The sequence below is a fragment of the Ventosimonas gracilis genome (genome assembly GCF_001580025.1).
Classification (GTDB): domain Bacteria; phylum Pseudomonadota; class Gammaproteobacteria; order Pseudomonadales; family Pseudomonadaceae; genus Ventosimonas; species Ventosimonas gracilis.
This window is the reverse complement of the sequence record NZ_LSZO01000183.1, coordinates 20,572-34,796: the sequence shown is the minus strand read 5'-3', so window position 1 is coordinate 34,796 and position 14,225 is coordinate 20,572. Positions and strand designations below refer to the sequence as shown.

The 14,225-nt window shown below is 54.1% G+C and carries 12 protein-coding genes; 6 read left to right on the top strand and 6 right to left on the bottom strand.

The annotated features are described in order from the left end of the window. Positions 1–115 precede the first annotated feature (115 nt). Together AXE65_RS13885 and AXE65_RS13405 are read left to right on the top strand one after the other, a co-directional pair. Positions 116–256 carry a hypothetical protein gene (locus AXE65_RS13885; protein ID WP_160330609.1) on the top strand — a complete coding sequence of 47 codons (141 nt, stop codon included), beginning with the start codon at positions 116–118 and terminating at the stop codon, positions 254–256. Between the two features lie 389 nt (positions 257–645). Then, complete coding sequence (locus AXE65_RS13405; protein WP_275574870.1) at positions 646–1,098, top strand: pilin; 453 nt, start codon at positions 646–648, stop codon at positions 1,096–1,098. Between the two features lie 525 nt (positions 1,099–1,623). On the opposite strand, the gene AXE65_RS10175 is transcribed toward AXE65_RS13405, so the two are convergent. From AXE65_RS10175 to purL, 4 genes are all read right to left on the bottom strand, one after another. Next, positions 1,624–2,481: a phosphoribosylaminoimidazolesuccinocarboxamide synthase gene (locus AXE65_RS10175; RefSeq protein WP_068391753.1), complete on the bottom strand. Its 858-nt coding sequence runs from the start codon at positions 2,479–2,481 to the stop codon at positions 1,624–1,626. A 23-nt stretch (positions 2,482–2,504) separates the two neighbouring features. Continuing rightward, the gene (bamC, locus tag AXE65_RS10170) at positions 2,505–3,488 is read right to left on the bottom strand and encodes an NlpB/DapX family lipoprotein (protein WP_068391750.1); all 984 of its coding nucleotides are present in this window, start codon (positions 3,486–3,488) and stop codon (positions 2,505–2,507) included. A gap of 15 nt (positions 3,489–3,503) precedes the next feature. Continuing rightward, positions 3,504–4,382, bottom strand: a complete 879-nt coding sequence (gene dapA / locus AXE65_RS10165; RefSeq protein WP_068391747.1) for a 4-hydroxy-tetrahydrodipicolinate synthase — start codon at positions 4,380–4,382, stop codon at positions 3,504–3,506. Positions 4,383–4,461: 79 nt separating this feature from the next. Next, complete coding sequence (gene purL / locus AXE65_RS10160; RefSeq protein WP_068391760.1) at positions 4,462–8,337, bottom strand: phosphoribosylformylglycinamidine synthase; 3,876 nt, start codon at positions 8,335–8,337, stop codon at positions 4,462–4,464. A gap of 158 nt (positions 8,338–8,495) precedes the next feature. Here purL and elbB point away from each other — a divergent pair, with 158 nt between their 5' ends. Together elbB and icd are read left to right on the top strand one after the other, a co-directional pair. Then, positions 8,496–9,161: an isoprenoid biosynthesis glyoxalase ElbB gene (elbB, locus tag AXE65_RS10155; RefSeq protein WP_068391744.1), complete on the top strand. Its 666-nt coding sequence runs from the start codon at positions 8,496–8,498 to the stop codon at positions 9,159–9,161. 130 nt (positions 9,162–9,291) lie between these two features. Beyond that, positions 9,292–10,548: an NADP-dependent isocitrate dehydrogenase gene (gene icd, locus AXE65_RS10150; RefSeq protein WP_068391741.1), complete on the top strand. Its 1,257-nt coding sequence runs from the start codon at positions 9,292–9,294 to the stop codon at positions 10,546–10,548. 61 nt (positions 10,549–10,609) lie between these two features. On the opposite strand, the gene cspD is transcribed toward icd, so the two are convergent. Next, positions 10,610–10,897 (bottom strand): cold shock domain-containing protein CspD, encoded by a 288-nt coding sequence (gene cspD, locus AXE65_RS10145; protein WP_068391738.1) that lies wholly within the window; start codon positions 10,895–10,897, stop codon positions 10,610–10,612. 249 nt (positions 10,898–11,146) lie between these two features. Here cspD and clpS point away from each other — a divergent pair, with 249 nt between their 5' ends. After that, on the top strand, positions 11,147–11,491 hold the full coding sequence (gene clpS / locus AXE65_RS10140; protein ID WP_068391735.1) for an ATP-dependent Clp protease adapter ClpS: 345 nt from the start codon (positions 11,147–11,149) through the stop codon (positions 11,489–11,491). 49 nt (positions 11,492–11,540) lie between these two features. Beyond that, positions 11,541–13,823, top strand: coding sequence for an ATP-dependent Clp protease ATP-binding subunit ClpA (gene clpA, locus AXE65_RS10135; RefSeq protein ID WP_068391733.1), 2,283 nt, complete (start codon positions 11,541–11,543; stop codon positions 13,821–13,823). A 53-nt stretch (positions 13,824–13,876) separates the two neighbouring features. On the opposite strand, the gene infA is transcribed toward clpA, so the two are convergent. Then, a complete protein-coding gene (gene infA, locus AXE65_RS10130) occupies positions 13,877–14,095 on the bottom strand; it encodes a translation initiation factor IF-1 (RefSeq protein ID WP_068391730.1) in 219 nt (72 codons plus the stop codon). Positions 14,096–14,225: the final 130 nt, after the last annotated feature.

Here is a 14,225-nt window from a genome sequence, read left to right as displayed (position 1 = left end):
TGTGAAGTGAATCCTGAAGTAGGGGATCAGCAGCAGGAACCCGCCGAGGTGATTCAGCAAAGCGACAACGCTTCGCTGGACGCGGTAGGAGTCCACTTGCTTTAGCAAGGGGAGGATGTCAAGCCATCAGCGTGCTTGCCAGTATGATGCAAAGCGTCATTTTATTGCCAACCAGCTGGCACATGAATTGGAAGCGCTGCTGCTTGCCAAGCCCGATGCTTTTAGTCTGTGGATGGATAGAAAAATAGAAAAGTAGCGCAGCAACTGCAAGACTTTTGCCAGCAAGAGACAGCGGAAGAAATTAACGACAGACCTGAAACTGTGCCTTCCAGCCAGGCAGTGGTGGACGAGCACTCAAGCACGGCTTGGTCAAAATTGGCGATTGGATGATTTTGAGCAAAGGCGACAACCATCATAAAACCGGTGGCAATAGCTCATCTGCGGGTTGGCTAAAACGGTTAATCTGTTTGAGCCAACGGTCATAAAATGGCGACCGAGTGCTTGTATCCTCTCTATGAATTTGCCTTTAACTATGGCATTCTGGCATTGGAGGAGGGGAGGAACTCTTCCAGAAGTCTTGGTGCCGCAGCACTGCGCTCTGCACCAAGGGAAATTAAATGCTCCGCATAAGGAAAAACATCATGCTTGCAATTCAGCAAACAGCAATCAGGCTTTACTCTGATTGAACTGATGATTGTTGTAGCAATTATCGGTATTTTGGCGTCTATAGCTATTCCGGCTTATCAAGATTATACTGCGCGAGCGCAAGTGACTGAGGCGCTTAATTTAGCGGGTGCTCAAAAATTGGCTGTATCTGAGTACTATGCAGATAAAGGTACATGGCCTTCTAGTAATGCAGAGGCAGGAATTGGGGCCGCAGCCGATATAAAGGGTAAATATGTGGATAGTGTTGCGGTAGGTACTAATGGCGTAATTACGGCGACAATGAAAGCTACTGGCGTGGCTGCTGACATTGGAGGTAAGACCCTAGTTTTAACCCCTACGTCTAGTGGTACTGCTTCTTCTATTGAGTGGTCATGTGTTGATGGTGGTGCTACTATTGCCAAAAAATACCTACCAGCAGCTTGTCGCTCATAATTAAGTGATAAGTTAAAAACCGCTTCGTAACCATACGAAGCGGTTTTTTAATTTTAAAATACATAGAATTCTCTTTGAAGATAACAAAGGGTAGGCGCAGATAATTTAAGTGGCATAGGGTTTGTTTGAAAATGTCTGCTATCAAGGCTTCTTTTTAAATCGCATCAGCCTTGAAATTCTATAGGCGGCATTACTGGTTAGTGCGACAAAGCGCGTTTCGCTATTTTGAACCAACCGGCTCGTCGATAAGACAGGAATATTTGGCTTGCCTTTAATGCCTTACGACTAATCGCTAGAGATGTTGCCACATTGCAGTAATGCACAAGCCTTCTGGAGGATAAGCCATGCAGATGGCAACGTTCAGCAGCCGGGAATTTAATCAGCAGGTCGCTGCTGCCAAGCGGGCGGCCAGTGGCGATACTGTGGTCTATATGCTTGATAGCGGCGAGCCAGCTCATATGCTGATGAGTATTGTTGACATCGTTCTTACTCCCTCGCCCACTGTGGGAGAGGGGCGGGGAACCGCTAAGCCGTTAATAACCGCAGCGCCTGTTGGTATTTGGCGGCGGTTTTTTCCAGTATTTCTTTTGGCAAGTCAGGGGCGGGCGGGGTTTTGTTCCAGGCGCTTTGCTCCAGCCAGTCGCGGACAAACTGTTTATCAAAGCTCGGGGGATTGCTGCCTTCTTGCCAGCTTTCAGCCGGCCAGAAGCGGCTGGAGTCGGGGGTTAATACTTCGTCCATCAGCGTAAGTGTGCCGTTTTCGTCGAGGCCAAACTCGAACTTGGTATCGGCAATGATAATGCCGCGGCCTTCGGCGTACCTCGCCGCCGTTTGGTAGAGGTTAATCGCCGTATCGCGTAATTTGGCGGCAAGTTCCTTGCCAATCAATGTTTCACATTCGGCAAAGCCGATATTTTCATCGTGCTCCAGCGCGCAAGCTTTGGTCGAGGGGGTGAAAATCGGCGCGGGCAGTTTGGCCGCGTGTTTCAGGCCAGGCGGCAGGGCAATGCCGCAGATGCTTTGGGTTTTTTGATAGTCCTTCCAGCCGGAACCTGCGATATAGCCGCGCACAATCGCTTCGATAGGCAGCGGTTTTAGCCGTTTAACAATCAGCGAGCGACCGATAAAGGCGGCGCATTGTTCCGGCGGCAGCAGGTCTTCTACGCGCTCGCCGGTTAAGTGGTTGGGTACTAGATCGGCCAGTTTGGCAAACCAAAAAGCCGACAGCGCGGTCAATATCTTGCCTTTATCCGGCACCGGCTGCGGCAATATCACGTCAAAAGCGGACAGGCGGTCGCTGGCGACCATCAGCATGCGCGTCTGGTCAATGGCGTAGAGGTCGCGCACTTTGCCGGAGTAGATTTTTTGCAAATTAACGGTCATGAATAATCTTCAGAAAGAACCCTTTACAGATTTTGCTGTATCAAGCTAAGCACTCGCCGTGCGGTATCGGCAGGCGCTGGGCTGCCGTCTTGTTCGACCGTGACTTGCACTTGAGCTGCGGTTTGGTTCAGGCGAATTTGATAGTGCTGGGGGCTGTCTTTTTCGTCTTCGCCCCATAGTTTTGCCCAAAAACCTTTGGTTTGGCGATTGTCAATGTAATAAAGCCCTTGCGAGCGATCACGGTCGAAAGTCGTCACCCCGGCGCTTTGCAAAGCACGGCCAATGCTCGACCAAGCGCGGTCAAAGTCGGTATCCAAGGTTAAAGCGTTGTCGCTCAAGCTTACCTTGCCAGGGGAGTCAAAATGCGCCGCGAGCAAGGAAACCGCGCCGCCTTGTGCCGCGGCTTGAGTTAAACCGGCCAGCAGTTCATTCAGCAGTAGTGCATCCAAAGCATCAGTCTTGATATGTTCGGGGAAGGGGGGATTGGCGTTGCTGCCCGAAGGTCTTTGCACGCTGACGACAAAAATCTCGCTGCTGCCGCGTTGTACGCCCGGTTCAATGCGCACGCGCACACGGAACTCGCTTACCGGCTGCAAGGCTTTCCAATCGGTTATCAGCTCGCCGGTCTGCGCATTTTGGCTCGTCAGGGTAAAACCTGTGTCGTCAAAGTAAGAAAGCGCCAAAGGCCAAACCTGTGCCGGTGGGCGAAGCGCCAAAATCCAGCGCGAAGCGCCGCTGTCTTGCAGGCTGAACTCAGTAGGAGCAACGCTGGGCAGTGCTTGCGGACGCGGCACTTTATAGTCCGGGTCAAGGCGGGCATCTATCACTTGTTCCGGGATGGGCAAGAGTGGGTCAAGCGGGCGGAACTGTCCATCCAGCCCTTGTGGCACTTGCAGCGGCGGGCTTTGTGTCGCCTGTTGGTAGTCATTGCTGCGGTCACGCAAGTAGCCGCAGCCTTGGCTTGCCAGTAATAAGGCGAGCAGGGCGCATCCGGCCAGTGGTTTCATGCTGTTTTTCCTTGTTTAAAGCAAATAGCCGCTTTCACGCAGAGCGTTTTGCAGCGGTTGATGACAGCTGTAAGCCAGTGGTGTCAGCGGCAGGCGAATGCCGGGTTTAATTCGCCCCATTTGTGCAAGCGCCCATTTTACCGGGATGGGATTGGGTTCAATAAACAGTTTTTCATGCAGCGGGGCGAGTCGCTGGTTTAGCGTGCGGGCTTTTTCGGCCATTCCGGCAATCGCCGCCTGGCACAGCTCGCTCATGGCACGCGGGGCGACATTGGCGGTGACTGAGATATTGCCTTTGGCACCCAGTAGCATCAATTCGGCAGCCGTGGCATCGTCACCGGAATAGAGCAAAAAGCCGTCTTTGGCCGTTTCCAGAATGCGCTTGCCGCGCTGCAAATCGCCGGTCGCTTCCTTGATGCCGATGATATTGCGGATATGTGACAACCGCGCGACGGTTTCTGCCAGCAGGTCGCAAGCGGTGCGGCCAGGTACGTTGTAGAGAATCTGTGGGATGTCTACTGCCTCGGCGATCGTTTTAAAGTGCAGGTACAAACCTTCTTGCGTGGGTTTGTTGTAGTAAGGCACGACCAAAAGACAGGCTTGAGCCCCAGCGGCTTTGGCGTTTTCGGTCAGTTCAACGGCTTCGCGCGTGGAGTTGGCACCGGTACCTGCAATCACCGGAATGCGCCGCTTCACTTGTTTAACCACATGGCGGATAACGGCTAAATGTTCCTCCACACTTAAAGTCGCCGACTCGCCCGTGGTGCCTACGGCGACAATGGCGTTAGTGCCTTCTTGCAAGTGCCAATCGATTAAATCGTTTAAGGCTTGCCAGTCGATGTCGCCTTGTGGGTTCATTGGTGTGACCAGCGCGACCATGCTGCCCGCAATCATGCGTGGCTCCTGAGGTAAAAATAAAGGCTGATGGTACTTGCTGCTGGCAATCCTGTTCAAGACATGAGGGCAATGTCGTTTACCCGACCCAGGCCCGTGCATTGCGAAACAGTCTTAGCCAAGGGGCATCTTCTGCTGCGCGGTCTGCCGATTGCCAAGTATTTTGCACGCCGCGAAATACCCGCTCAGGGTGGGGCATCATCAGGGTTACCCGCCCGTCTTGATTGCACAGGCCGGTAATGCCGCGCGGCGAGCCGTTGGGATTGGCCGGGTATTGTTCGCTGATTTTGCCGTAGTTATCGATATAGCGCAGGGCAATGCAGCCTGCGTTTTCCGCCGCTTGCAGCGCTTTGCCGTCGTTAAATTCGGCCAGCCCTTCGCCGTGGGCAATGGCGATGGGCAGTTTTGAGCCTTGCATGCCTTGCAGGAAAATCGACGGCGAATCTTCTACCTCAACCATCAAAAGCCTTGCCTCGAACTGTTCCGAACGATTGCGCACAAAACGCGGCCAGTATTCGCTGCCCGGAATGATCTCGCGCAACAGGCTAAGCATTTGGCAGCCGTTGCATACGCCAAGGGCAAAGCGGTCATGGCGTGCGAAAAATTCGGCGAAGGTTTCCCGCGCCCTTGGGTTGAACAGGATGGATTTGGCCCAGCCGCCGCCCGCACCCAGTACGTCGCCGTAGGAAAAACCACCGCAAGCGGCAAGACCCTGGAAGTGATCGAGCGTGACTCGTCCGCTTAACAGGTCGCTCATATGCACATCAACGGCGGTAAATTCGGCGCGGTCGAAGGCGGCGGCCATTTCCACCTGCCCGTTAACGCCTTGTTCGCGCAAAATGGCGACTTTTGGCCGCGCTTTGCCAATATAAGCGGCGCAGATATTGTCTTGCGGGTCAAAAGAAGGCTTGCAAGCAAGACCTGGGTTGGTTTCATCGAGTAGCGCGGCAAATTCTTCATCGGCGCAGCCTTCGTGGTCGCGCAGCCGCTGCATGCGGTAGCTGGTTTCGCTCCAGGCCTGTTGCAGCAAGCGGCGCTCGCCAGCAAACAGGGTTTGACCTTGCCGACTAATACGGACTTGCCCGCCTGCAATGGGGCGGCCAATAACACGGACGCAATCGTTAAGTCCGCTGGCCGAAAGTTGCGCCAAGACATCAATGCAATCGCTTTCACGGACTTGCAGCAGTGCGCCGAGTTCCTCGCTAAATAGTGCGGCAACAGGATGGGATGAGTGATCCAGTTCCAGCTCTAAACCGCAGTGTCCGGCAAAGGCCATTTCCAGCGCACAGGCGATAAGACCACCATCGGAACGGTCGTGATAAGCCAGTAGTTTGCCTTCACGGTTTAATGACTGGACGGCAGAAAATAGCGCTTTTAAGTCCTCTGGATGATCCAAATCCGGCGTTTCTTGACCTAATTGGCTAAAGCACTGCGCAACAATAGAGCCGCCCAAGCGATTTTTGCCGCGCCCCAAGTCCAGCAAAATCAGCCGTGTTTCGCCTTTATCCAAACGCAATTGCGGCGTTAGGCTGCGGCGCACATCAGGCACCTTGGCAAAGGCAGAAATCACCAAAGAAAGCGGCGAGATAACGCTTTTTTCCTCACCATCTTGCTGCCAGCGCGTTTGCATGGAAAGCGAATCCTTGCCCACCGGAATGCTAATGCCAAGCGCCGGGCAAAGCTCCATGCCCACCGCTTTAACGGCGTCATAGAGCTTGGCATCTTCGCCCGCGTGGCCGCAGGCAGCCATCCAGTTGGCCGATAACTTAATGTCAGAAATCTGCTCAATCGGCGCACAAGCGATATTGGTAATGGCCTCGCTCACCGCCATGCGCGCCGAAGCGGGTGCATTTAAGAGCGCAAGCGGGCTGCGCTCGCCAATCGCCATGGCCTCGCCGCTATAACCGTCAAAACTGTTCGCCGTCACGGCGCAGTCGGCAACCGGCACTTGCCAAGGGCCGACCATTTGTTCGCGCACCACCTGGCCGCTAATGCTGCGGTCGCCAATGGTGATTAAAAAGGCTTTGCTGGCAACCGCCGGATGATGCAGTACGCGGTTTAACGCTTCGCTCAGTTCAATAGCGTTGCCGCTGAAGTCGTCGCCTTTAATCGCTTCATGCTGAACATCACGCTGCATGCGCGGCGGTTTGCCGAGCAACAGATCAAGCGGCATATCCACCGGATGATTGCCAAAATGGCGGTCGCTGACCTGTAGCTGTTGCTCTTTGGTCGCCTCGCCAACCACGGCAAACGGGCAGCGCTCGCGCGCGCAAATGGCCTCAAAGCGTGGCAGGTCAGCCGGATGGATTGCCAGCACATAGCGCTCTTGCGATTCGTTGCACCAGAGTTCCAGCGGGCTCAGGCCGGATTCGGCGCTGGGGATGTCGCGCAGTTCAAAGCGCCCGCCGTGCCCGCCGTCGTTGACCAATTCCGGCAGCGCGTTGGCAAGCCCTCCCGCGCCGACATCGTGGATAAAGGCAATAGGGTTGTCCGCCCCAAGCTGCCAGCAGCGGTCAATCACTTCTTGGCAGCGGCGCTGCATTTCTGGGTTATCGCGCTGCACTGAGGCAAAGTCGAGGCTGTCGGCTTGACTGCCGCTGCCGACCGACGAGGCCGCGCCGCCGCCAAGGCCGATCAACATGGCCGGGCCTCCCAGCACAATCAGCTTGGCCGCTTCGCAGATGGTTCCCTTTTGCACGTGCTGCGGGCGGATATTGCCGAGGCCACCGGCCAGCATGATGGGTTTGTGGTAGCCGCGTACTTCCCGCCCGTGCGGCGTATCGACCGATTGCTCAAAGCTGCGAAAGTAGCCGCACAGGTTGGGGCGGCCAAATTCGTTGTTAAACGCCGCCGCGCCAATCGGCCCGTCCAGCATGATATCAAGTGCACTGGCCATGCGCGAGGGTTTGCCAAGCGGCAACTCCCAAGGCTGCGCAAAACCCGGGATATGCAGGTTGGAGACGGCAAAACCGGTCAGCCCCGCTTTGGGTTTGGCACCGCAGCCGGTGGCACCTTCGTCGCGGATTTCCCCGCCCGCACCGGTCGCAGCGCCGGCAAAGGGGGCAATGGCGGTGGGGTGGTTATGGGTTTCCACCTTCATCAAAATCGCCGCCGGTTCGATGGTTTTGCCGTATTCGCAGGTTTCAGCATCTGGCCAAAAACGCGCAGTCGCTGCGCCTTCCATCACCGCTGCATTGTCACGATAGGCAGACAGCACGCCTTGCGGGCTTATCTGATAGGTATTTTTAATCATGGCAAACAGGGATTTATCCTGTGGCTTGCCGTCAATCGTCCAGCTTGCGTTAAAAATCTTGTGCCGACAATGTTCGGAATTGGCCTGTGCAAACATCATCAGTTCCACATCCTGCGGATTACGGCCCAGAGCTTGGAAGCTTTCCAGCAGGTAGTCGATTTCATCTTCAGCCAGCGCCAGCCCCAACTCGCGGTTGGCCTGCTCCAGCGCCTGCCTGCCTTGCCGCTGAATATCGATGGAAGTAAGCGGTCTTGGCGCTTCATGGCGAAATAGTTGATGCGCCTCTGAAAAGTCGCGCAGTACGGATTGCGTCATACGGTCGTGCAGCAGCGGCAAAATCGGCTCCTCTGCACATTCGCCGGCTATCCAAAAAGCAATGCCACGTTCCAACCGGTTGATTTTAGTAAGACCGCAGTTGCGGGCAATATCGGTTGCCTTGCTCGACCAAGGCGAAACCGTGCCAAGACGCGGCACGACCAAAAACAGTCTGCCGTCCGCCTGCGTCTGCGCGGTCTTTTGCCCGTAATCCAACAGGCGCGACAGTGTGGCCTGTTCATCCGCAGATAGCGCCTCGCTTATTTCAGCAAAATGGATAAATTGCGCGGTAAAGCCAGCAACCTCTGGCGAAACCTCGCGCAAACGGGAAAGCAGACGGGCGTGACGGAAGGCAGAAAGCGCGAGATGGCCGCGCAAAGTCAGGATATTCAAGGCAGCCTCAAAGCAACAGGGAAGGCGAGGGCAGCTATTTTAGCCGAAAGCTGCGGCGGGGTTGGCGAAAAACCGGCAACAGGGCTTGACCTTTCGCGCAGTTAAAGGCTCAGATGGTGCGCTGTACATTACTTATTCAAGGAGAGAGTGTCATGAGCAAGAAAATAGCGGTGCTGCTGTCGGGTTGTGGCGTGTTTGATGGCAGTGAAATTCACGAAGCGGTCATTACCTTATTGCGCTTAAGCGGGCGCGGGGCGCAGGCGCAATGTTTTGCGCCGAATATTGCGCAAACCGAAGTCATTAACCATTTAACCGGCCAGCCGATGGCACAAAGCCGTAATGTACTGGAAGAATCAGCACGCATTGCCCGCGGCGATATTAAAGGATTAAACGAAGCCAATAGTTCAACATTGGACGCGCTGATCGTGCCAGGCGGTTTTGGTGCGGCTAAGAACCTGTCCAGCTTTGCAAGCGCCGGAGCGGATATGCAAGTGCAAGCCGATGTACTGGCCTTTGCGCAGAGTTTTGCAAAAGCCGGTAAACCCATTGGTTTAATCTGCATTTCACCCACCCTGGCCGCCGCTATTTATGGCAAAGACGTTATTTGTACCATTGGCAATGATGAAAATACCGCCGCCGCCTTGGAAAAAATGGGTGCCAAACATCAACCCTGCCCGGTAGGTGATATTGTCTATGATGCGCAGCACAATTTAGTCAGCACCCCCGCCTATATGCTGGCCAATTCCATCAGTGAAGCGGCAGAAGGCATTAACAAGCTGGTCGATAAAGTGCTGGAGCTGGCAGGGCACCGGCAATAAGCGCTCTTAAGCACTTGAAAAAGTGGAAAAGGCGTGACTTTCCACGGTAAAACCCCAAAAATAGACGGCTTTGACAAACTGACGTCAAATTATCGGGTAACAACCTAAGTGGACTAAGTGGAGCAGCAGCATGGGATACCAAAAAATTAAGGTACCAACGAATGGTGACAAAATCACCGTCAATGCGGACATGTCCTTGAACGTGCCGAATAACCCCATCATTCCCTTTATCGAAGGCGATGGCATCGGTGCGGACATCAGTCCAGTGATGATTAAAGTGGTCGATGCCGCTGTGGAAAAAGCCTACCAAGGCGAGCGCAAAATCGCCTGGATGGAAGTCTACGCGGGCGAGAAAGCCACCCGCGTGTATGACCAGGACACTTGGCTGCCGCGCGAGACACTTGAAGCCGTGCGCGACTATGTGGTTTCCATCAAAGGGCCGCTGACCACGCCGGTTGGCGGCGGCATTCGCTCGCTCAACGTGGCGCTGCGCCAAGAGCTTGACCTGTACGTTTGCCAGCGTCCAGTGCGTTGGTTTGCAGGCGTACCCAGTCCGGTAAAAAAACCCGGCGATGTGGATATGGTGATTTTCCGCGAAAATTCCGAGGATATTTATGCCGGAGTGGAGTGGAAGGCCGGTTCCAAGGAAGCGCAGAAGCTGATCAAGTTTTTGACCGAAGAAATGGGCGTCACCAAAATCCGCTTTACCGAAGGCTGCGGCATTGGCATTAAGCCGGTTTCTGAGGCAGGTACCAAGCGCTTGGTGCGCAAAGCGCTGCAATATGCGGTAGACAACGACCGCAGTTCCGTGACCTTGGTGCATAAGGGCAATATCATGAAGTTCACCGAAGGCGCGTTTAAAGAGTGGGGCTATGAACTCGCACGTGACGAGTTTGGCGCCGAGCTTTTAGACGGCGGCCCGTGGATGCAGTTTAAAAATCCCAAAACCGGCAAAACCATTGTGGTTAAAGACGTGATTGCCGATGCCATGCTGCAACAAATCTTGCTGCGTCCGGCGGAATACGACGTGATTGCCACGCTTAACCTTAACGGCGACTACCTGTCCGATGCTTTGGCGGCAGAAGTCGGCGGTATCGGCATTGCGCCTGGCGCGAATCTATCCGACAACATCGCCATGTTTGAGGCCACCCACGGTACTGCGCCTAAGTATGCCGGATTGGACAAGGTCAACCCCGGTTCAGTGATTCTTTCAGCAGAAATGATGCTGCGTCACATGGGCTGGACTGAAGCCGCAGAGCTGATTATCAAAGGCACCAACGGTGCCATTGCGGCAAAAACCGTGACCTATGATTTTGAAAGACTGATGGATGGCGCGAAACTGCTGTCTTGTTCTGGCTTTGGCGATGCGCTGATTGCGCATATGTAAAAGACGGGTATGACAGCAAGCCCCTTGATTGCTCTTAAAGAGAAATCAAGGGGCTATGCAATTAGGTAGTTGCTTCGACGCCCTCGTGGAATTTCACTGGGGCGCTTTGCGCAGTTTCACTTGCATTGCTGGCAGGCACATCGGCGGACACGCTGGAAATATTAACTGCGTGCAAGCCTTTGGGGCCATGCACAATTTCAAAACATACTGCCTGCCCCGCCTTGAGGCTTCTGTAACCACTCATCTGAATGGCAGAATAGTGCGCGAACAAATCCTCTTCGCGCCCATCGGCGAGGATAAATCCGTAACCCTTGGCATTGTTGAACCACTTGACTTTGCCACTGTACATATCGCTTCCCCTCTGCAAAAGCCCCATTTGGGGCGTATCATCCGTTTTTCAGCAAATAATGGGTACTGTACCCACTTTCGGGTGAGCCCCTTATCTATCCTAGCTGCAGCTTTACGTATTGCAACAATTTTTTTATGGCAGACCGGTGCTCCACATCAATGGTGGTTTGCTTGCATCATGGGACAAATGTGCGGCTCAATAGTTCGCCTCGAACAGCAACTTTTTAGTTAAATTAAAGACATACGGCATATGAAAGGTATTTTTTATCAGGATTCCCGTCCTGTGGATGATGACGAAGGCGGCCATCTCGCCATTGCTGAGGCGCGACCAAAACTTCAGACGCCGCGGCTGTACAAGGTGGTTTTGCTCAATGATGACTACACACCGATGGAATTTGTGGTAGAAGTATTGGAGAGGTTCTTTGCCATGAACCGTGAGTTGGCCACTCAGGTCATGCTCAAAGTGCATCTTGAAGGTAGCGCCGTGTGCGGCATATTTCCCCGCGATATTGCTGAAACCAAGGCCATGCAGGTCAATGATTTTGCGCAGGATAGCCAGCATCCGCTACTCTGTGAGGTAGAGCCAGACGACTGATGGCAATCGCCATCGGTGCACTATTTTTGGATAAGCGGAGTAACGAGCCATGTTGAACCGTGAGCTGGAAGTCACGCTCAATCAGGCGTTCAAGGAGGCGCGTCACAAGCGCCATGAGTTTTTGACCGTTGAACACCTGCTGCTCGCGTTGCTCGGCAACGAAGCGGCAGTTAATGTGCTGCGTGCCTGTGGCGCTTCGCTGGATAGGCTGCGGCAGGATTTGCAGGAATTTATCGGCTCCACTACGCCGCTTATTCCTGCCCACGAGCAAACCCGTGAAACCCAGCCGACTTTGGGGTTTCAGCGTGTTTTGCAGCGGGCGGTATTCCATGTGCAAAGTTCCGGCAAGCGTGAAGTGACTGGAGCCAATGTTCTGGTAGCACTGTTTTCCGAGCAGGAAAGCCACGCCGTGTTTTTACTCAAGCAGCAAAATGTCACGCGTGTGGACGTGGTCAATTTTGTGGCCCACGGCGTATCGCGCGTACCCGGGCAAGACAGCCGCACGCCTGCTGAGGAAACCACGGAAAGCCACGCGGGCGACACGGCCGCGACCAGCAATAATCCGCTGGATAGCTTCACCAGTAACCTGAATGAACTGGCCAGGCAAGGGCGAATAGACCCGCTGGTTGGGCGAGAGCAAGAAGTTGAACGGGTCGCACAAATCCTCGCTCGCCGCCGTAAAAACAATCCCCTGTTGGTGGGTGAGGCCGGTGTAGGCAAAACGGCCATTGCCGAAGGGCTGGCCAAGCAGATTGTGGATGGTAAAGTCCCGCAGATACTTTCGCAAAGCGTGGTTTACGCGCTGGATTTAGGCGCATTGCTGGCCGGTACCAAATACCGTGGGGACTTTGAAAAACGCTTGAAATCCCTGCTCGGTGAACTGCGCAAGCGCCCACAAGCGATTTTGTTTATCGATGAAATCCACACCATTATCGGAGCCGGTGCGGCCTCCGGCGGGGTGATGGATGCCTCCAACCTGCTCAAACCACTGCTGTCATCCGGGGAAATTCGCTGCATCGGTTCGACTACTTTTCAAGAATTTCGCGGTATTTTCGAAAAAGACCGCGCACTGGCAAGGCGCTTTCAAAAAGTCGATATTGTCGAGCCTTCGGTTGAAGATACCATCAGTATCCTGCGTGGCCTGAAATCACGTTTTGAAGAGCATCACTCGATCGCTTATAGCGATGAAGCGCTGCGTGCGGCCGCTGAGCTTTCTGCACGCTATATCAATGACCGTCTAATGCCGGACAAGGCCATTGACGTGATTGACGAGGCGGGCGCTTACCAAAGGCTGCAAGCAGAAGAAAATCGCGTGGCGCTTATTGATGTGGCAGAGGTAGAAGACATCGTCGCCAAAATCGCCCGTATTCCACCAAAACACGTCAGCAGTTCCGACAAAGAACTGCTGCGCAATTTGGAACGTGACCTAAAATTAACGGTCTTTGGTCAGGATGCAGCGATTGAGTCGCTGGCAACGGCGATCAAACTGTCCCGTGCCGGGCTTAAATCGGTCGAAAAACCGGTAGGCTCGTTCCTGTTTGCAGGGCCCACTGGCGTGGGCAAGACCGAGGTCGCCAAGCAGCTCTCCAGGGCTCTTGGTATCGAGCTGATACGTTTTGATATGTCCGAATATATGGAGCGGCACACGGTATCGCGCTTGATTGGTGCGCCGCCTGGCTATGTTGGCTTCGACCAAGGCGGATTATTGACCGAAGCGATCAGCAAAAATCCGCATTGCGTGTTGCTGCTCGATGAAATCGAAAAAGCCCACCCCGACGTATTTAATCTACTGCTGCAAGTGATGGATCACGGCACCTTGACCGACAATAACGGGCGCAAGGCGGATTTTCGCAACATTATTTTGGTGATGACCACCAACGCCGGGGCAGAGACCGCCGCACGTGCTTCCATTGGTTTTAGCCAACAAGACCATTCCAGCGACGCGATGGAGGTGATCAAAAAGAGCTTTACCCCGGAGTTTCGTAACCGGCTGGATACCATTATCCAGTTTGGCCGCCTAAGCCACGAAGTGATTAAAAGTATCGTGGATAAATTCTTGGTTGAACTGCAGGCGCAGTTGGAGGACAAGCAGGTTAGCCTTGAAGTGAGCGAGACGGCGCGTGATTGGCTGGCGGAACAAGGTTACGACGCGCAAATGGGCGCAAGGCCAATGGCAAGGTTGATTCAGGACAAAATCAAGCGCCCGCTGGCCGAGCAAATCCTGTTTGGTGAGCTGTCCGCGCAAGGCGGTATGGTGCATATCGATTTCGAGGATGGCGAGCTTCGTTTCAGCTACGAGGCCATTGCTGCCGAACCCGCAGAACCGGCTTGATAAACAAGTGCCCGCTGGTTAAGCGGCGGGCATCTATTACTTGGCAGGAACAATCAACGGGCGCGGTAGGTAATGCGGCCTTTGCCCAAGTCATAAGCCGTTAATTCAACGCGCACTTTATCGCCGGTCAAAATGCGAATGTAGTTTTTGCGCATCTTGCCGGAAATATGCGCAGTGACCACGTGCCCATTTTCCAGTTCCACACGGAACATGGCGTTGGGCAATGTATCGACGACAGTGCCTTCCATCTCGAAGCTGTCTTCTTTCGACATGCAAATATCCTTTGAAATACCAATAAAACGCCCGGCGCAAAATGCCAGGCGAAAAAGCGGCGTATATTGTGCCTGAATTGTGCTATGCCGCCAAGGCGCTCTTTGTGCTCCTCTGCCCGCTTGCGGGCGA